The sequence below is a fragment of the Streptomyces carminius genome, assembly GCF_002794255.1.
GTDB lineage: Bacteria > Actinomycetota > Actinomycetes > Streptomycetales > Streptomycetaceae > Streptomyces > Streptomyces carminius.
The window spans coordinates 51,519-69,587 of the sequence record NZ_PGGW01000016.1 but is presented as its reverse complement, the minus strand read 5'-3'; the positions used below and the strand labels follow the sequence as shown (position 1 = coordinate 69,587).

Here is an 18,069-nt window from a genome sequence, read left to right as displayed (position 1 = left end):
GGTGAACTTCTTGCGCCAGGCGAGGGCGACGTAGACCAGGGCGATGAGGACGGGGACCTCGATGAGGGGGCCGACGACGCCGGACAGGGCCTGGCCGGAGGTGACGCCGAAGGTGGCGATGGCGACGGCGATGGCCAGTTCGAAGTTGTTGCCGGCGGCGGTGAAGGCCAGGGTGGTGGTGCGTTCGTAGGCCAGGCCGAGGGCCTTGCCCAGGGCGAAGGTGCCGAAGAACATCAGCGCGAAGTAGACCAGCAGGGGCAGGGCGATGCGGGCGACGTCGAGGGGCTGGGAGGTGATCGTCTTCCCCTGGAGGGCGAAGAGGATGACGATGGTGAACAGCAGGCCGTACAGCGCCCAGGGGCCGATCTTCGGCAGGAAGCGCCGCTCGTAGTTCTCCCGGCCCATCTTCTTCTCGCCGAGGTGGCGGGTGAGGAAGCCGGCCAGCAGCGGGATGCCGAGGAAGATGACGACGTTGAGGGCGATCTCCCACATGGAGATGTCCAGGGCCTCGCCGTTGCCCAGGCCGAGCCAGCCGGGGAGCAGGTCGAGGTAGAACCAGCCCAGCAGGCCGAAGGCGAGGACCTGGAAGACGGAGTTGAGGGCGACCAGGACGGCGGCGGCCTCGCGGTCGCCGCAGGCCAGGTCGTTCCAGATGATGACCATGGCGATGCAGCGGGCGAGTCCGACGATGATCAGGCCGGTGCGGTACTCGGGCAGGTCGGGCAGGAAGATCCAGGCGAGGGCGAACATCACGGCCGGGCCGATGAGCCAGTTGACGACCAGTGAGGTGACGACCAGTCTCCTGTCGCCGGTGACGGCGTCGAGGCGGTCGTAGCGGACCTTGGCCAGCACCGGGTACATCATGATCAGCAGGCCGAGCGCGATGGGCAGGGAGATCCCGCCGATCTCGACCTTGGCCAGGGCGTCGTTCAGGCCGGGGGTCATGCGTCCCAGCCCGAGGCCGACGGCCATGGCGAGCAGGATCCACACCGCCAGGAAGCGGTCCAGGGTGGAGAGCCTGGTGACGATGCCGCCGGCTTCGTCCGCCGGTCTGGTGGTCTCTTCGGCGGTGGTCATGGGCAGGGCCTCTTCGTCTCGGCGGCGCGGGTGGTCCGGGCGGTACGGGACAGCTCCTGCAGGGAGCGGCCCAGCGATTCGATGATGTCCGGGCGCAGCCGGTAGTAGGTGAACCGGCCACAGGGCTCGGTCTCCACCACACCCGCCTCGCGCAGCACCCGCAGATGGTTGGAGAGATTGGTCTGCTTGGCCCCGGTCTCGGCCACCAGATGCGTGGTGCACAGCGTCTCGGTGGCGAGCAGGGTCACGATCCGCATGCGGAGCGGGTCGGCGAGCACCCGGATCAGGTCAGTGTCGACTGACGTCATCATGCGCTGATACTCTCACATCAGCCGGGGATGATGCCACTCCCGGGAGTCGTCGTGAGGCAGGGAGTCCGTGATGTCCGACAAGCCGTCCGTGCTGTTCGTGTGCGTTCACAACGCCGGCCGCTCCCAGATGGCCGCCGCCTGGCTGACCCACCTGGCCGGCGACCGCGTGGAGGTCCGCTCGGCCGGGTCCGCCCCGGCCGAGCAGGTCAACCCCGCCGCGGTGGAGGCCATGCGCGAGGCCGGCGTCGACATGTCGGCCGAGGTGCCCAAGGTGCTGACGGTCGAGGCCGTCCAGGCGTCCGATGTCGTGATCACCATGGGGTGCGGGGACACCTGCCCGGTCTTCCCCGGCAAGCGTTACCTCGACTGGAAGCTGGAGGACCCCGCCGGGCAGGGGGTCGAGGCGGTCCGCCCGATCCGCGACGAGATCAGGACCCGTATCGAGGGCCTGATCGCCGAGATCGCCCCGGAGCCCGGCCGGTGACCGTCGTGTGCGGCCCGCCGGGACGCGGTCGCGTCCTGCCTCCGGCGTGCCCCCGGAGCGGCCGGAGCGCCGGGGAGACGTAAGGGTTCCGTCATCCTCCGAACGGCCCGCGGGTGCCGCCGGCCGCGTTGAATGGTGTGCCGGACCGAGGTACGGGCCAGGAGGAGGGGAGCGGGATGGGACGTGTGCGCCAGGCGCTGGGCAGGCCGGTGGTCGCGGGAGTGGTGGTGCTGGCCGTCGTGGCGGCCGGAGTGGGGCTGTACTGGTTCCAGCCGTGGAAGCTGTGGCAGGACGAGACCGTCCAGGAGGCCCTGCCCGTCGCCGCGGACACGGCGGCTCCACCGACGGCCTCCGCGCCGCCCGGGGACGCCTCCCCGGTGCCGTCGCCGTCCGCGCCGTCCGCGCCGTCCGCGCCGTCCGCACCGCGAGGGCCGCGGACGCTGGCGGGCGGTGATCTGATCAGCCATGAGCACACCACCTCCGGTTCCGTACGGCTGCTCCGGCTGGCGGACGGCTCCCACGTCCTGCGCCTGGAGGGTCTCGACACCAGCAACGGCCCGGACCTGTACGTCTGGCTGACCGACGCGCCGGTGAAGGAGGGCCGGGCCGGCTGGAGCGTCTTCGACGACGGGAAGTACGTCAGCCTCGGCAGGCTCAAGGGGAACAGGGGCGACCAGAACTACCCGCTGCCCGACGACGTCGATCCGGCCGGGTTCACCAGTGTGAGCATCTGGTGCGACCGCTTCGACGTCTCCTTCGGTGCGGCGGAACTGACCCGTGCCTGACGGGCGGTCGGCCACCGCCGGGTGCGCGGGTCGGGGCCCCGGCCGGCCTCCCGGAAGCGGACGAAAGGCCCGGATCCCTTGAAAGGGGCACGGTGGGCTGAAAGGTGAAATAATTCCCGGAAAGGGTGCGGTTGTTCTCCGGTATTCTCCGGAGAGGTACGCAAAGTGCCTGATCGGGTGATGTAAAGAAATCCGGCCGGCGGGTGTGTCGTGAATCACTTCCCCGTTTTCCCGGCGGGCGCCTTCCGGCGGGAAACCCCGCCTCCCGTTCCCGATTCCCCGATTTCCGGAGGGCTTTGGGCCGACCGGTGGGCCGGGCGGCCTCTCACTCACGGGAGGAGACCGGCCACGTACCGTGGCCGCCCTTTACCGGCCTGCGGTGATCGTGTGGCCCGGTGAATTTTTGGTCCCTTGTTTCCGGGAATTGGTTGTGTTTATGTTTCCTGGCCTCCGGTCCCAGGGCGGAGGCCCCACCGCCGGTACGCCGAATCCTGCCGCCCGGTCGGGGGACGGACCACAGTCGAACGCGGCAGGAGCGGGGAAACCACATATCCGCCGTACCGTGCCTTCCGCCGGTACGGCTCGGGGTGAAGCCACTCCCCGGCGCGCCTCGGCGCACCGGGAACGGCCGGGCAACTCCAGCCCGAATCCGACAGCTAACCTCGCAGGCGTAGGAGAGGACATCCCCCCATGTCTCGAGGCCGACACCGCCGTCCGCGCACACCCGTGATCTCCCGTCAGTTCTCCCGCCTCTCCGTCGTCCTCACCGCCGGTGGCGCGGGCGTGGCCGCGCCGCTGCTCACCGCGGGCAGTGCGAACGCCGCCCCCGCCGCCGTGTGGGACGAGGTCGCCGAGTGCGAGAGCGGCGGCAACTGGTCCATCAACACCGGCAACGGCTACTACGGCGGGCTGCAGTTCTCGCAGTCCAGCTGGGAGGCCGCGGGCGGCACCCGGTACGCGCCGCGCGCCGACCTGGCCGGCAAGGCGGAGCAGATCGCCGCCGCCGAGAAGCTGCTCGACATGCAGGGCCCGGGCGCCTGGCCCACCTGCGGGCCCGCGGCCGGCCTCAGCCGGGACGGCGGTACGCCGGACGCCGGATCCGCCGACCGGCAGCGCTCCGAGGTCCGCACCCAGACCGGAAAGACCCAGCAGGCCCAGCAGAGCCGGCAGGGCGGGAGAGCCGCCGCGGCCGAGCGGAAGTCCGCCGGCCCCGCCGCCTACACCGTCCTCAGCGGTGACACGCTCTACGGCATCGCCACCGGCCATGACGTCGAGGGCGGCTGGGAGGCGGTCTACGAGGCCAACCGGAAGACGGTGGGCGACGACCCGAACCGGATCTTCCCCGGCCAGCGGCTGACCCTCGACACCGACCGGTCCTCCCGGTCCGGTGCCACGCCGAGCGCCGCGCCGAAGAAGGCCGCGCCGAAGCAGGACCAGGCCCGGCCCGCCGCGCAGGCCCGGCAGTCCGCGCAGCCGCAGTCGGCGAAGGCCTACTCCGACAACCTGGACGGCTGGATCCGCGAGGCCCTGGACATCATGCGGGCCCACGGCATCCCCGGCAGCTACCAGGGCATCCACCGCAACATCATGCGGGAGTCCAGCGGCAACCCGAACGCCGTCAACAACTGGGACATCAACGCCCAGCGCGGCACCCCCTCCATCGGGCTGCTGCAGGTCATCAAGCCGACCTTCGACGCCTACCACGTGCCGGGCACCGCCAACAGCCAGTACGACCCGGTCGCCAACATCGTCGCCGCCTGCAACTACGCGGCCGACCGCTACGGGTCGATCGACAACGTCAACGGACCGTACTGACCGCACCGGCCCGTCCCGGCGGCCCCCGCCGCGTGTCCGGACCGATTCCTCTCCCGGCGGGCGGCTCCCCGCCGGGAGGGGGATCGGGTGAGGACCGCGGAGGAGCGGAGGGGAGAGTCGAGGGGAGCGGGGTCCACGAGATATCTTGATGTCGAGCAATGTTGCAGACGTGGAGCGGAGAGCACCCGGTGACTGACTCGACCATCATCTACACGCACACCGACGAGGCCCCTGCCCTGGCGACGTATTCGTTCCTGCCCGTGGTCCAGGCGTACGCCTCGAAGGCCGGGGTCACGGTGGACACCCGGGACATCTCCCTGTCCGGGCGGATCATCGCGGTCTTCCCCGAGTACCTCAGGGAGGACCAGCGGATCGGCGACGCGCTCGCCGAGCTCGGCGAACTGGCGAAGACGCCCGAGGCGAACATCATCAAGCTGCCGAACATCTCGGCCTCCATCCCGCAGCTGAAGGCGGCCGTCGCCGAGCTGCAGGAGCAGGGCTACGCGCTCCCGGACTACCCGGACGACCCGAAGACCGACGAGGAGCGCGAGATCCGCGCCCGCTACGACAAGGTCAAGGGCAGCGCCGTCAACCCGGTGCTGCGCGAGGGCAACTCCGACCGCCGCGCCCCCGCCTCGGTGAAGAACTACGCCAGGACGAACCCGCACCGCATGGGCGCCTGGACCGCCGAGTCGAAGACGAACGTCGCCACCATGGGCCAGGACGACTTCCGCTCCACCGAGAAATCCGCGGTCATCGCCCAGGACGGCTCGCTCCGCATCGAGCTGGTCGGCGACGACGGCACCACCACCGTCCTGCGCGAGTCGGTGCCGGTGCTGGCGGGCGAGGTCGTGGACGCGGCCGTCATGCGGGTGGCGGCGCTGCGCGAGTTCCTCAAGGCGCAGGTGGCCCGGGCCAAGGCCGAGGACGTGCTGTTCTCCGTGCACCTGAAGGCCACCATGATGAAGGTCTCCGACCCGATCATCTTCGGTCACGCCGTGCGCGCCTTCTTCCCGAAGACCTTCGCCGAGTACGGCGAGACGCTCAGCCGGGCCGGCCTGACCCCGAACGACGGGCTCGGCGGCATCCTCAAGGGCCTGGAGTCGCTGCCCGAGGGCGCGAGGATCAAGGAGTCCTTCGAGGCCGAGCTGGCCGAGGGCCCGGCCCTGGCGATGGTCGACTCCGATCGCGGCATCACCAACCTGCACGTCCCCAGCGACGTCATCGTCGACGCCTCCATGCCGGCCATGATCCGCACCTCCGGCCACATGTGGGGCCCGGACGGCCAGGAGCACGACACCCTCGCGGTCCTGCCCGACAGCTCCTACGCGGGCATCTACCAGGCCGTCGTCGACGACTGCCGCGCCAATGGCGCCTTCGACCCCGCGACGATGGGCTCGGTGCCCAACGTCGGGCTGATGGCGCAGAAGGCCGAGGAGTACGGCAGCCACGACAAGACCTTCGAGATCCCCGCCACCGGCACGGTGCGGGTGGTCGACCAGGCGGGCAACACGCTCCTGGAGCAGGAGGCCGGCGCCGGCGACATCTTCCGCATGTGCCAGACCAAGGACGCCCCGATCCGCGACTGGGTCAAGCTCGCCGTCACCCGCGCCCGCGCCACCGGCGACCCGGCGGTGTTCTGGCTGGACGAGACCCGCGCCCACGACGCCAAGCTGATCGAGAAGGTCCGGACATACCTGGCCGAGCACGACACCGAGGGCCTGCGGATCGAGATCATGGCCCCGGTCGACGCGATCAGGTTCTCCCTGGAGCGCATCCGCCGAGGCGAGGACACCATCTCGGTCACCGGCAACGTGCTGCGCGACTACCTGACCGACCTGTTCCCGATCCTGGAGCTGGGCACCAGCGCCAAGATGCTCTCCGTCGTCCCGCTGATGAACGGCGGCGGCCTGTTCGAGACCGGGGCCGGCGGTTCGGCGCCCAAGCACGTCCAGCAGCTCGTCAAGGAGAACTACCTGCGCTGGGACAGCCTGGGCGAGTTCCTCGCGCTGGCGGTCAGCTTCGAGCACTACGCGCAGACCACGGGCAACGCGGGCGCCCAGGTGCTCGCCGACACCCTCGACCGCGCCACCGCCACCTTCCTCAACGAGGACAAGTCGCCCAGCCGCCGCCTGGGCGGCATCGACAACCGCGGCAGCCACTTCTACCTGGCCCTGTACTGGGCGCAGGAGCTGGCGCGGCAGACCGACGACCCCCGGCTCGCCGAGGCGTTCGGGCCGCTGGCCGCGACGCTGGCCGAGAACGAGCGGACGATCGTTGACGAGCTGGTCGCGGTGCAGGGCTCGCCGGCCGACATCGGCGGCTACTACCGGCCCGACCCGGCCAGGGCCTCGGCGGTCATGCGTCCGTCGAAGACCTTCAACCAGGCCCTGGAGACGCTGGGCTGAGCCACGGGACAGGACACGGCAGGGGCCGGCACCCGAGGGTGCCGGCCCCTGCCGCCTCCCCGGCGGCCGCTCTGAGCCCGGCCGCCGGGACCGGCCGGGCTCAGAGCGGCCGGACGCCGGTGGCCTGCGGGCCCTTGGGGCCCTGCACCACCTCGAACTCCACCCGCTGGTTCTCCTCCAGGTTGCGGAAGCCGCCGCCCTCGATCTCGGAGTAGTGCACGAAGACGTCCGGTCCGTCCTCGCGGGCGATGAAGCCGAAGCCCTTGTCCGGGTTGAACCACTTCACGGTTCCCTGAGTCATCTCTCGCTCCTCACAGCGGTGGGCACGGACCCCGCACCACGCGGGTCCGGGCCGGTCCTGGACGCGGCTCCCCAGAAGACCCGGAGGAGGACGACGCGCCCGCGACGTCGTTCTTCGCGAGCCTGCGGAACGCACATACACATAAAAAATACAGCGATCCATGGCGAAACGCACTTCGGCGTTCCGCTGCCGCCGGACACGGCGAGGCGCCGGCCAGGTCGGGGGAGTCCTGGCCGGCGCCGGTCCATGGGTGCGGGCGCGGTGGCGGCGGTCGCCTTCGCGGCGGAGGGCGCTGCGGGGCTTCAGCCGAACGATCTTCCCTGCAGGCGGTGGGTGAGGCCCGGGGACACTGTCCCGCCACCGGCACCCGCGAAGGGTTCAACGGTCATCCCGTACCGGGCATTCCGTCCCTCGCGGTGCAAACAGGTGTGATCTACGTCACTGGTGTGTTTCCGGGCGGCGGCCCGCTCTCTCCGTCCCCTCGGGGAGCACGGCGCAGCGCGGCGGCGAGCTCGTCCAGGAAACCCGCGACCGGCCCCGCGGTGAGCAGACCGCTGCCCGCCCCGGCCAGCTCCGCCGCCGCCGGGGCGAGCGCGTCCCGCGCCCGCTCCGCCGCCGCCCGGTCCCCGAGGGTGACGGCGGCCCGTGCGACGAGGCACCACAGGGCCTCCAGCAACAGACCGCGCGGCGGGTCCGGGACCTCGCGCAGCGCGGCGCCGGCCGCCGCGCGGTCCCCCGCGGCCAGCAGCACCAGCGGACGAGCCCAGGGGGTGTACGGGCCGAAGCCGTCCGGCCCGTCGTCCGGCCCGTCCGGCGCGCCGCCCCGAGCGGGCAGCCCGTGCTGTACGCGCAGGCACAGCAGCGCGAGCGGCAGCAGGCCCTGCTCCAGCCCGGGCATGCCGCAGCCCGCCAAAGTGGCGGCCGCGTCCCGGTAGGCCGCCTCGGCCCGCCGCACCGTACCGCCGGTCGCGGCGAGCCGCAGCGCGCCGTACCACCGGGTGAACACCCCCACCAGCGGCAGTTCATGGCGTTCGGCCAGCCGGTCGGCGGCGGCCGCGTGGCGGTCGGCCCCGGCGAAGTCCGCCAGCGCGCAGCGCGCCTGGAGGCGGACGAGCCGGCCGAGCACCTCGTACGTCACCAGACCGTGCCGGGCGGACAGGGTGACCAGCTCGGCGCCGACCGCGTCCCGGCGCGGCGCCAGGCCGGTCCGGTGGAAGGTCTGCATGAACACCGCGTTCAGGGCGAACGCCAGCAGGGCCGGATCGTCCAGCCGGCGCGCGAGCTCCTCCGCCTGCCGGGCGGCCTGCGGGCCGCGGGCGCCCCCGGTGCCGCGCGACTCCAGGGCGATCGTGGCCAGCAGCCGGGCCCGGGCCGCCGCATGGCCCGTGGCCGGCAGGGCGGCCAGGGCGCGCTCGGCTGCCGTGACCACCCGCGCGGCCTGCTCCGGATCGTCCAGCCGGGTCCAGACCGCCGGGACGTCGTAGGCGCCGATCACCCGGGCGGTCAGTTCCGGATCGCCCAGCTCCTCGGCCGCCTCGATCGCCGCCACCCGGTGCCGGCGGGCCGCGGGCAGGCCCCCGCCCCCGGTCACCGCCAGCCCGCGCAGCAGCACCACCGCCGACTCCAGCCGGCCCCGTGACCCGGCCGGCACGGCGCGGTCGTACGCGGCCGCCGCCCGCTCCCACACCCGTTCCGCCGCGCCGCCCCGGCCGGGGTCCAGCCGGTCGGCGTGGTGGAGGATGTCCGCCTCCAGGGCGCGCAGCCCGGGACCCGGATCCACGCCCAGTTGCTCGGCCAGCAGCGTGCGGGCCCGGCGCAGGACGGCCAGCGCGTCGCCCTGGCGGCCCGACCGGTACAGGGCCAGGGCCAGCAGCCGCCAGGCGTCCTCGCGCCAGGGATGCCCGGCGGTGTGCGCGTCCAGGTCCGCCGCCGCCTCGGCCGCCAGCCCCAGGGACAGCCGGGCCTCGGCCAGCCGCTCGACGGCGTGCAGCCGCAGCCCGGTGAGGCGGGAGCGCTCCGCACGGGCCCAGGGATGGCCGGAGAGCCCGGCGTAGGCGGGGCCGCGCCACCGGTCCAGCGCCTGGCTCAGCCGGGCGGCGGCGTCCCCGGGCGGCAGCGCCGCGGCGGCGGCCACCGCCTGCTCGAAGCACCAGGCGTCCACCGTCTCCGGTGCGGCGCGCAGCGCGTACCCAGGGCCCTCGGTGACCAGCAGCCGGGCCGGGGAGCGGGGCGGCCGCTCCGGCTCCAGTGCGCGGCGCAGCGCGGCCACGAAGGTGCGCACCGCGCCCACCGCGTCGGCGGGCGGCTCCGCCCACAGATCCTCCACCAGGCGGGTGACCGGGACGACGCGGCGACGGGCGACGAGCAGCCGGGCCAGTACCGCGCGGTGCCGGGGGCCTCGCAGGGCGAGGGCGTTCCCGGTGCCCTCCTCCCAGGCCGCCACCGGCCCCAGCACGCCGAACGAGACCCGCACCGCAGGCTCCCTTCCCGGTCTTCCCGGTCTTCCCGGTCTCCGGACCCCTCCCGGCCGGTCCGCCGTTCCGGAGCATCCTCCCAGGTCACGGTAGCGCGCTCATCCGGTGCTCATCCGCGCCCGGCAGGCTGGGGCACCCGGCGGCCCCGGGCACTCCGGAGCGGCCCCGAACCACCCGAACCACTCGATCCAGCACGGAAGGGCGGACCATGTCGCCTGCCATCCCCGGTTTCGACCAGCGGCGCGTCCCCGTCGCCGACGGAGTGTCCCTCAACGCGGCCGTCGGCGGCTCGGGCACCCCGGTGGTGCTGCTGCACGGCTTTCCGCAGACGCATCTGATGTGGCGGCACGTCGCCGCCGACCTCGCGACCGGGCACACCGTGATCTGCCCCGACCTGCGCGGCTACGGGGCCAGCGACAAACCCGCCGAGACCGACGGGACCGCTTACGCCAAGCGCACCATGGCCGCCGACATCGTCGCCCTGGCCCGCGAACTGGGGCACGACCGCTTCGCGCTGGCCGGGCACGACCGCGGCGCCCTGGTGGCCTTCCGCGCCGGACTCGACCACCCCGGCCGGATCACCCACCTCGCCTGTCTCGACGTGCTCCCCACCGCGGACATGTGGGACGTCATGCACGGTGTCACCGCCGCCGTGGGCTTCCACCTCTACCTGATGGCCCAGCCCCCCGGACTGCCCGAGCGGATGATCACCGCCTGCGCGGACGGGTTCTTCGGCCACTTCCTCGACGCCTGGACCGGCGACGCGCGCGCGATCCCCGCCGAGGTGCGCGCCGCCTACCTGGACGCCTGCCGGGCCGCGGTGCCCTCGATCACGGCCGACTACCGGGCCTCCGCCGGCATCGACGTCGAACACGACCTGGCCGACCGCGCCGCCGGCCGCCGGCTGGGAATGCCGGTCACGGTGCTCCAGCAGGACTGGGGCGCCGCGCTGGGCTACGACGCCGCCGCGTTGTGGCGGGCCTGGGCACCCGATCTGGTCCACACCACCGTCACCTGCGGCCACTTCATGGCCGAGGAGGCCCCCGGCGAGGTCGCCGGAGCGCTGCGGAGACTGCTGGCCCGCTGAGGGCTCCGGGCCGCCGGGGGGGCCGGGCGACCCGGGGCGGGCGCGGCGGGCCCGGCCGGTCAGGCGGCCCGGTCCGCCGCGGTCCGCCAGGCCTGGACGACCGCGCGGCGGGCCCGCACGGTGGCGGTGACGACATCGCCGGACAGCCGCAGCGGTGCCCCGACGTGCACATGGACGTCGGGGCGCCGCAGCGGCGCGGTGACGAATCCGGCGACCTGCTTGGCCGCGGACCCGGAACTGATCCGGCGGGAGCCGGCCTGCCCGAGCGGGACGACCGCGGCGCCGGTGGCCAGTGCCAGCCGGGCCAGTCCGCTGCGGAACGGACCGGGCTCCGCCTCGGCCGCGTCCGGGCGGCGCGGCAGTCCCCCCTCGCCGTAGATCAGGACCGTCCTCCCGGCCTCCAGCGCCTCGGCGGCGTCCCGCAGTGACAGGACGGCCCGCTCGGTGCCCCGGTGCACCGGCACATGACCCCCGCGGGTCAGTATCCGGCGCAGCACCGGCACCCGCCACAGCCCGGCGGTCGCCAGGACGACCGGCTCGGTGTCCAGCCGGTGGAGGGCGGCCAGGACGACCCCGGGGTCGACGAGCGAGGTGTGGTTCGCGGCGATGATGCTGCCGGGGGCGATGTCGGCGTCCGGGTCGGTGGTGACCCGCAGACGGCCGAGTACGGGAACGACGGTACGGGCGACGGTACTGAGCACGAGAGGTCCCTCCGAGGTGTGCGGGCCCGACGGGGGGCGGCGCCCCCATCGTCGCCGCCGGACGCCCGCCGGCGCCTGAGTACCCGTACTCACCACACCGCGTCCGGATACGGGCGCGCTCAGGGCTTGCGGGCCACCGCGGCGTAGCAGGCGGCCTCGGCGTCGGTGATGTTGCCTGCTCCGTCGACGGGGTCGGGGCGCCAGCGGTGGGAGGGGACGACACCCGGTTCCAGCAGTTCCCAGCCGTCGAAGAAGCGGGTGAACTCCTCTTTGGTACGGGCCTGCGCCGGTGTTCCGGCGGCCCGGTAGGCCTCGGTGGCGCGGGTGACGCCCTCCGGGTCGAACTCGGCGGTGACATGGCTGACGGCCAGGGTGCTGCCCGCGGGCAGGGCCGCCTTGAAGTGCTCGACGATCTCGTGCGCCCGGTGCTCGCCCGGCACGAAGTGCAGGACCGCGATGAGGCTGAGCGCCACCGGCCGGTCCAGGTCGAGGGTCCCGCGCACCTCGGGCGCGGCCAGCAGGGCGGCCGGGTCGGTGACATCGGCCTGGCAGTAGGCGGTGCGTCCGGCGGGATGGCCGCGCAGGAGGGCCTGGGCGTGGGCGAGGACGATGGGGTCGTTGTCCGCGTAGACCACCCGGGCCTCCGGCGCCACCTCCTGGGCTATCTCGTGGAGGTTCGGCGAGGTGGGGATGCCGGTGCCGACGTCGAGGAACTGGCGCATGCCCGCGGTGGCCAGGCGGCGGGTGGCGCGCTGCATGAACCGCCGGTTGACGCGGGCGGCCGACAGTGCGGCGGGAAAGACCGCGACGGCCCGGCCGGCGGCCTCCCGGTCGGCGGGGAAGTTGGTGTGGCCGCCGAGGTAGTAGTCGTACATGCGGGCGGAGTGCGCCCGGTCCAGCTCCAGATCGACCTCCAGATCGACCGGACCGTCGCCGACCGTCTCGGACATACGCAGCCTGCCCTTCGTCTCGCCGTCTCGTCCCGCCGCCGTCCCGACCGGAGGTCCGGGAAGTCCGCGGTCCGCCCCAACGCACCGCGTACCGGGGGTGGTTGGGGAGGGGGACGTACTGTACCGTCCTCCTTCACCTGCCGTAACGGTAGTCACACTATTACTCTCGGCTCTTTTTTCGGAAACCGGTATGCAGCGAGCCCCGCGATCGGATTGGCTGACGGAGGAGAACCAGAACCCCGCGCGCCGGCGGCCGTCCCGCACGGCGGAGTCCGCGGTGCCCGGCCGGTACCGGACGCCCGCGACAGACGATCCCGACGGACCCCCTCACGAAGCCGGGAACAACCCGTGGTGAACACCTCTGACGACACACCCCTCGGACTGGACGACGACTGCCCGCACACCCCGGAGCCCCGCCGCCGGATGGCCCTGACCTTCGACGCCTTCCACGAACGCCACCACGGCCTCTGGCTGCGCTATGCCCGCACACAGGTGGGCCTGCGCGCCGGCGCCGAGGCGGTGGTGGACGCCACCTGCAGCCACCTGCTGCACAACTGGACCCACGCGCTGGCGCAGGAGTCGGTCTCCGCCTACGCCTGGTCGGTGCTCAAGGAGCGGATACGGGACTGGCTGGACGAGCACGGCCGGGAACCGGCCCTGGCGGAGACGGCCTCCTTCGACGCCGTCTGCCGCGGACGGCTGCTGCCCGAACTGCGGGACGAGTTCGAGGTCCTGGAGAGCGGGATGAGCCTGTACTCGGCCATCACCCGGCTTCCCGAACGGCAGCACGACGTCATCGTTCTGCGCTACGTTCTGGGCTGCACCGACGAGGAGGTGGCCGAGCACCTGGGCACGGTCCGGGCCACGGTGCGCTCGCAGGCACGGCAGGCCAAGCGGAAACTGGCGGCCAGGATGAACCTGCACGGCGGCGAGAGGGCGGGGGAGCGGTAACGTGCGCGGCACCGAAGGACACCGGACGATCGACACCCTGCTGGCGGAGGCGGAGATCCCGGGCGAGGCGCCCTCCGGCCACGGCTGCGCCGTGACCCGCGGCCACGCGGTCCCCGAGCCGCCGGCGTGGCCGCCGACGGCGGCCCGTGGATGGCGGTACCGCACCGCCCGGGAGCAGGCCGTCCACGACCTCGACCTGGCCATCGCCCTGATCGTGGGAGCGCCCGAGGCGGCGGCCGTCCTGGCGGGCCTGGCCGACCGGCGGCGCGCGGACCCCGAGGGCGCCCTGGTCTTCGCCTGTCTGCTCCATCTGACCGGTCACCGGGAGGCCGCCCAGTTCTGGTGGCAGTTCGCGGCCGGCGGCGGCAGCCGTACCGCGGCCTTCTGTCTGTGCCTGTACCACCGGAGCCTGGCGGAGTTCCGGGACGCCGACCACTGGCGCGAACAGGCCGCCCGGCTGGCGCGCACTCCCCGCCCGCTCCGTACCCCCGCCACCGGGCCCGCCCCGCGGTGCGACCTCCTCCTGCCCGACGGCATCCGCCGGGACCTCCTCAGGCAGTGCCACCGGGGGCGCCACCCGCGGCTGCCCGCCGCGGTGGAGGCCGTCCTCAACCGGCTGCGCGTCACCGGCGAGGACGAGGACTTCGGTGAGATCCCCCAACCCGCGCCCGGACTGCCCGGGGAACTGGCCAGGGCGCGACCGCGCTGAGCGCGCGGAACCGGCGGGGCCCCGCCGCGCGGGGCGCCACCACGCGAGAAAGCGCCGCCACCTAAGAAAAGTGTGCCAAACGGGCCAACGTCCGGGCATACGGCCGGGCAGGTGACCCGGCGGACGGGCGGAGCCGGAAGGAGCAGGACCGGGACGGAAGGGCGAGGAGGGGCGGGCCCCGCCGTGTGGGGGACGACGGGGCCCGCGGATCCGCGGCCGTACGGCTCGGCGCCCCGTAGGGACGCGGTGGCCTCCTCACGCGGCGGCGTGCGCCGCCGCGGGCCTACTCGCCCGAGGGCTTGCGGCCCAGGCCGCCGGCGACCAGCAGCCCGGCGATGTCCAGCGGGGCCTTCACCGGCTCGTCGGGGTGCCAGTAGGGCAGGTAGACCACGCCCGGCTCGACCATCTCCAGTCCCTCGAAGAAGCCGGCGATCTGCGCCATGCTCCGCAGTCGTCCCCGGCCGAGGGCCTGGCGCAGCACCGACTCCAGGCCGCGGGCCTCGGGCGTGGAGGAGCAGAAGTGGGTCAGCAGCAGGTAACCGCCCGGCGGCAGCCACTTCTTGTAGGTCTCCACCAGGCCGTCGGGATTCTCCTCGTCGAGGAGGTGGTGGATCACGGCGTTCATGATCAGGCCCACCGGGCGGGTGGTGTCCAGCATCCCGGCCACGTCGGGGTGGTTCAGCAGGAAGTCGGGTTCCCGGATGTCGGCGGTGACCACGACGGTGCGGTCGTCGTTCTCCAGCAGCGCCCGGCCGTGGGCGAGGACTATCGGGTCGTTGTCGACGTAGACGACCCTCGCCTCCGGGTTGATCTCCTGGGCCACCTGGTGGGTGTTCTGCGCGGTGGGCAGCCCCGAGCCGATGTCGAGGAACTGGTCGATGCCCTGACGGGCCAGATAGCGGACGGCGCGGACCAGCAGTCTGCGGTTGGTCCGCGCGCCCTCCCCGCCGTCGGGGAAGGCCTTGGCCGCCTGGTCGGCGATCTCCTGGTCCACCGGGTAGTGGTCCTTGCCGCCCAGGAAGGCGTCGTAGACCCGGGCGATACTGGGGACGGAGGTGTCGATCTCCACCGGCTCCTGTCCCGACGGACTCCGGGTCCAGCTCATGTCTTCGGCCATGCGCAGTGCTCCTCCGGCTCGTGTGAGTGAACGTCAGTATGCGGGCCGTGCACGGCCACCGGGTCCGGTTTCCGCCACCGGCGGCCGTCGGTGGCGGGGCCCCGCGGCGGGCAGGCCTGGCACCCGCCGCGGTGCCCCTCCGGGAGCGTCAGGAGAGCAGGAAATCCGCCTGTCCGGCCTTGGCGCCCCGGATGAACGCGCTGATCTCCCCGAGGGTGTAGATCAGCGCCGGACCGTCGGGATCGGTGGACTGGCGGAACGCGACCCGCCCGTCGGGAAGTTTCCTGACCTCGACGCAGTTGCCGCCGTTGCCGCCGCTCCACGGCCTCCGCCAGCCCTCGGTGCCGAGGTCGCTGGCTCGCATGCCGTTGTATATGCGGTCCATCACAGCTCCTCGCGGAAACCCCGGAGGATCTCCTTGGTACGGCGCGCGGTCGCGGCCTGGGCCGACATGCGGTCCAGCAGTTCGAGGTGGGAGGCCACCTCGTTGCGCTCGTCCAGGTACACGGCTCCGGTCAGGTACTCCACGTAGACCATGTCCGGGAGTTCGGGAAGACCGAAGCGGAACAGGACGAAGGGCCCGTAGGTGCCCGGGTGGAACCCCGAGGAGAACTCGGCGATCTGCAGGGTGACGTTCGGCCGCTCGGCGTCCGCCAGCAGCCGGTCGACCTGGGCGCGCATGACGGCCGGGGAACCGACTGGGCGGCGCAGCGCGGTCTCGTCCACCAGGATCCACAGGTGCGGGGCGTCGTGCCTGGCGAGCAGGTGCTGACGCTCCATCCGCAGCGCCACGAGCCGCTCGACCTCGCGCGGGTCGGAGCGGCCCACGGCTCCGGCGCGCAGGATGTGCCGGGCGTACTCCTCGGTCTGGAAGAGGCCGGGTACCACCTGCGGCTCGTAGGCCCGGATGACCTTCGCCGCGCTCTCCAGGCTGACGTGGACGCTGAACCAGTCCGGCAGGACGTCGCGGAACCGCTGCCACCAGCCGGGCCTGTTGGCCTCCTCGGCGAGCGCGACGAACGCCTCGGCGTCGGTCCCGGTCACTCCGTACGCTTCCAGCAGCAGCTTCACGTACGGGATCTTCAGGGCGACCTCCGCCGTCTCCATCCTGCGGACGGTGGCGGAGGTGACATGGAGGATCCGCGCTGCCTCGTCGCGCTTGAGGCCGGCCTTCTCGCGCAGGTCCTGCAGCCTTCTGCCCAGTACGAGCTGGCCCACGGTCGGGGCGGAGCGGGGCTCACTCACCTTGCTTCTCTCCTGGCCATGTCCCGCAGTGTGCCATGCCGTCCGCAGTGCGAACACCCTGCATCCGAAACTATGCACTCTTCATAGTGTCCCTTGCCAACTGCGGTGGCCCGGAAGCATAGTGATGTTGTGACAGGGTTCACTTCGCCGCGGTCCGGGGTGGTCTTCGCGCCCCGTGACTGCCGCCTTCCCCGCCCCACAGGACCGGCCGTGGCATCCGACGACACCGAACTCCCCGTCCCGGGATCCGTCGGCCTCCCGCCGTGGCGGGACGGCTTCGTCCTGCCGGCCCGCGCGGAGTCGGCGGGGGAGGCGCGCCGCCGGCTCCGCGGGCTGCTGGGCCGCCGGGGGGTGGGCGAGGGGACCCGCGACACGGCCGTGCTGGTGGTGTCGGAACTGTTCACCAACGTGGTGGTGCACACGGACAGCGAATCGGTGGCGTGCGAGGTGCGCGAGGAGCGCGCTGCGGGCGGGGGAGAGGGATCGGTGCACATCGAGGTGTGCGGCCATGGTCCGGGCAGTCCGGATCCGTGCACCCGATTACCGGAGGAGGAGCACGGCCGCGGGCTGCTCCTGGTGGAGGCCGTGAGCACCGCATGGGGAATCCGCGACGGGGGGCCCGGCCGCGGCTGGTCGGTGTGGGCCCGTCTGCCGCTGGCAGTGGAAGGGGGCCGTTGATGTACGGACAGCCGGTGGGTGCGCGACCGACGGGGGCCGCGGGAGCGGGCGTGGCGGGAGCGGGCGTGGCGGGAGCGGGCGTGGCGGAAGCAAGGAGAGGGAACGGAAGGGGCGGAGGGACCGGACGCGCGGTCCCCGCGCCGCCGCACCGCGGCGGTCCGGTGCCGTTAGCCCCCGGCGTGCCGTGCTGAGGCCGCACCGCGGCCCCGGCCTGCTGGCCAGGTTCACCCGTGGTCTGCCCGGTCTGTCCGGGCCGGGCCGCGGGGCCCGGGCGGGACAGCGCGGGGAACGTCTGCGGCTGCCGCCCGCCCTGTCCGCCCCACTCGGGTACGACGCCGTAGGGGTGAGCGCCGGTCTCGGCCTCCGGGTCAGGCGCGCCCTGCCCCGGACGGGCTGCGTCTTCACCGACGCCGAGCGGTGGTGGTGGATCGTGCCCGCGCAGGCCGACATCGGCATCGCCTGGTCGGCGGTGGCGCGCTACTCGGTCGGCGCCTTCGTCACCGGCCCCGGGGCCGGGCACCCGGGGCCGCGGCTGACCCACTGGCCCGACGACGACGTGCCGTACACCCATCCCGTCATGCTCTACATCGCGCTGTGCAGCGCCGTGGGCATCCGCCCGGACTGGGGGGACAGCAGTCCGGTGGACGTCTTTCCCGTGTCGAGCCGCTGAGCGGTCCGGCACCGCTCGTTCCGCCTGCCCCGGCTTTCCCGGTTCTCCCCCGGCTGCGATGTGCCCGGGGCGGGTAGGTTCCGTTCATGGCCGATGTCGTGGACGCAGACGAACTTCTCCGCCGTATCCGGGTCGCACGGGACTGGGCCGCCGAACAGGAGGCCGGTCCCGGCGAGGGCGGCGGACCGGGGGAACCGGCGGACGGGCGCCGTGCCGCCTTCGCGGCGGTCCGCGCGGTGCTGGACGAGATCATCAGCCCCGGGACCCACTCGGGATGAACGGGACACGCGTCCCCGGCCCGGTGCC

Annotated in this window: 19 protein-coding genes and 1 riboswitch; of the genes, 10 read left to right on the top strand and 9 right to left on the bottom strand. The window is 73.2% G+C overall.

Annotated elements, in window-relative coordinates; all coding sequences use genetic code 11:
• Together arsB and CUT44_RS05375 are read right to left on the bottom strand one after the other, a co-directional pair.
• The coding region (gene arsB, locus CUT44_RS05380) for an ACR3 family arsenite efflux transporter (RefSeq protein WP_100200989.1) at positions 1 to 1,077 on the bottom strand (1,077 nt) is incomplete at its 3' end.
• Complete coding sequence (locus CUT44_RS05375; protein WP_100200988.1) at positions 1,074 to 1,388, bottom strand: ArsR/SmtB family transcription factor; 315 nt, start codon at positions 1,386 to 1,388, stop codon at positions 1,074 to 1,076. The genes arsB and CUT44_RS05375, both read right to left, overlap by 4 nt.
• Positions 1,389 to 1,458: 70 nt before the next feature.
• On the opposite strand from CUT44_RS05375, the gene CUT44_RS05370 reads away from it, so the two are divergent.
• The 4 genes from CUT44_RS05370 (at position 1,459) to CUT44_RS05355 (ending at position 6,880) form a co-directional block, all read left to right on the top strand.
• The gene (locus CUT44_RS05370; protein WP_100200987.1) at positions 1,459 to 1,872 is read left to right on the top strand and encodes an arsenate reductase ArsC; all 414 of its coding nucleotides are present in this window, start codon (positions 1,459 to 1,461) and stop codon (positions 1,870 to 1,872) included.
• A 176-nt stretch (positions 1,873 to 2,048) separates the two neighbouring features.
• The gene (locus CUT44_RS05365; protein ID WP_100200986.1) at positions 2,049 to 2,657 is read left to right on the top strand and encodes a DM13 domain-containing protein; all 609 of its coding nucleotides are present in this window, start codon (positions 2,049 to 2,051) and stop codon (positions 2,655 to 2,657) included.
• A 472-nt stretch (positions 2,658 to 3,129) separates the two neighbouring features.
• A riboswitch (cyclic di-AMP (ydaO/yuaA leader) is annotated at positions 3,130 to 3,341 on the top strand.
• Positions 3,342 to 3,347: 6 nt separating this feature from the next.
• Positions 3,348 to 4,472: a transglycosylase family protein gene (locus CUT44_RS34680; protein WP_332888251.1), complete on the top strand. Its 1,125-nt coding sequence runs from the start codon at positions 3,348 to 3,350 to the stop codon at positions 4,470 to 4,472.
• A 188-nt stretch (positions 4,473 to 4,660) separates the two neighbouring features.
• Positions 4,661 to 6,880, top strand: coding sequence for an NADP-dependent isocitrate dehydrogenase (locus tag CUT44_RS05355; protein WP_100200985.1), 2,220 nt, complete (start codon positions 4,661 to 4,663; stop codon positions 6,878 to 6,880).
• A gap of 100 nt (positions 6,881 to 6,980) precedes the next feature.
• Here CUT44_RS05355 and CUT44_RS05350 read toward each other — a convergent pair whose 3' ends face one another.
• The gene (locus CUT44_RS05350; protein ID WP_100200984.1) at positions 6,981 to 7,181 is read right to left on the bottom strand and encodes a cold-shock protein; all 201 of its coding nucleotides are present in this window, start codon (positions 7,179 to 7,181) and stop codon (positions 6,981 to 6,983) included.
• A 433-nt stretch (positions 7,182 to 7,614) separates the two neighbouring features.
• Entirely contained in the window at positions 7,615 to 9,654 is a 2,040-nt protein-coding gene (locus CUT44_RS05345; protein WP_100200983.1) for an AfsR/SARP family transcriptional regulator, read from the bottom strand.
• 209 nt (positions 9,655 to 9,863) lie between these two features.
• Between CUT44_RS05345 and CUT44_RS05340 the strand changes: the two genes are divergently transcribed.
• Positions 9,864 to 10,742: an alpha/beta fold hydrolase gene (locus CUT44_RS05340; protein ID WP_100200982.1), complete on the top strand. Its 879-nt coding sequence runs from the start codon at positions 9,864 to 9,866 to the stop codon at positions 10,740 to 10,742.
• Between the two features lie 59 nt (positions 10,743 to 10,801).
• Here the strand turns inward: CUT44_RS05340 and CUT44_RS05335 are convergent, their stop codons facing one another.
• Positions 10,802 to 11,443 (bottom strand): lysophospholipid acyltransferase family protein, encoded by a 642-nt coding sequence (locus tag CUT44_RS05335; protein WP_100200981.1) that lies wholly within the window; start codon positions 11,441 to 11,443, stop codon positions 10,802 to 10,804.
• 119 nt (positions 11,444 to 11,562) lie between these two features.
• Positions 11,563 to 12,393, bottom strand: coding sequence for an SAM-dependent methyltransferase (locus CUT44_RS05330; RefSeq protein ID WP_100200980.1), 831 nt, complete (start codon positions 12,391 to 12,393; stop codon positions 11,563 to 11,565).
• Positions 12,394 to 12,741: 348 nt separating this feature from the next.
• On the opposite strand from CUT44_RS05330, the gene CUT44_RS05325 reads away from it, so the two are divergent.
• Positions 12,742 to 13,344 (top strand): RNA polymerase sigma factor, encoded by a 603-nt coding sequence (locus CUT44_RS05325; protein WP_233221245.1) that lies wholly within the window; start codon positions 12,742 to 12,744, stop codon positions 13,342 to 13,344.
• A 1-nt stretch (position 13,345) separates the two neighbouring features.
• Positions 13,346 to 14,053 carry a hypothetical protein gene (locus CUT44_RS05320; RefSeq protein ID WP_100200979.1) on the top strand — a complete coding sequence of 236 codons (708 nt, stop codon included), beginning with the start codon at positions 13,346 to 13,348 and terminating at the stop codon, positions 14,051 to 14,053.
• A 283-nt stretch (positions 14,054 to 14,336) separates the two neighbouring features.
• Here CUT44_RS05320 and CUT44_RS05315 read toward each other — a convergent pair whose 3' ends face one another.
• From CUT44_RS05315 to CUT44_RS05305, 3 genes are all read right to left on the bottom strand, one after another.
• Positions 14,337 to 15,170 (bottom strand): SAM-dependent methyltransferase, encoded by an 834-nt coding sequence (locus CUT44_RS05315; protein WP_100200978.1) that lies wholly within the window; start codon positions 15,168 to 15,170, stop codon positions 14,337 to 14,339.
• A gap of 148 nt (positions 15,171 to 15,318) precedes the next feature.
• Positions 15,319 to 15,555, bottom strand: a complete 237-nt coding sequence (locus tag CUT44_RS05310) for a DUF397 domain-containing protein (protein ID WP_100200977.1) — start codon at positions 15,553 to 15,555, stop codon at positions 15,319 to 15,321.
• Positions 15,555 to 16,415: a helix-turn-helix domain-containing protein gene (locus CUT44_RS05305; protein WP_100200976.1), complete on the bottom strand. Its 861-nt coding sequence runs from the start codon at positions 16,413 to 16,415 to the stop codon at positions 15,555 to 15,557. Before CUT44_RS05305 ends, CUT44_RS05310 begins: the two co-directional genes overlap by 1 nt.
• 210 nt (positions 16,416 to 16,625) lie before the next feature.
• On the opposite strand from CUT44_RS05305, the gene CUT44_RS05300 reads away from it, so the two are divergent.
• The 3 genes from CUT44_RS05300 to CUT44_RS05290 all read left to right on the top strand — a co-directional run bounded on the left by CUT44_RS05300 (position 16,626) and on the right by CUT44_RS05290 (position 18,041).
• Positions 16,626 to 17,093, top strand: a complete 468-nt coding sequence (locus CUT44_RS05300; protein ID WP_100200975.1) for an ATP-binding protein — start codon at positions 16,626 to 16,628, stop codon at positions 17,091 to 17,093.
• A 184-nt stretch (positions 17,094 to 17,277) separates the two neighbouring features.
• Positions 17,278 to 17,763: a hypothetical protein gene (locus tag CUT44_RS05295; RefSeq protein WP_233221244.1), complete on the top strand. Its 486-nt coding sequence runs from the start codon at positions 17,278 to 17,280 to the stop codon at positions 17,761 to 17,763.
• An 86-nt stretch (positions 17,764 to 17,849) separates the two neighbouring features.
• Positions 17,850 to 18,041 (top strand): hypothetical protein, encoded by a 192-nt coding sequence (locus tag CUT44_RS05290; RefSeq protein WP_100200974.1) that lies wholly within the window; start codon positions 17,850 to 17,852, stop codon positions 18,039 to 18,041.
• The last annotated feature ends 28 nt before the right edge of the window (positions 18,042 to 18,069 follow it).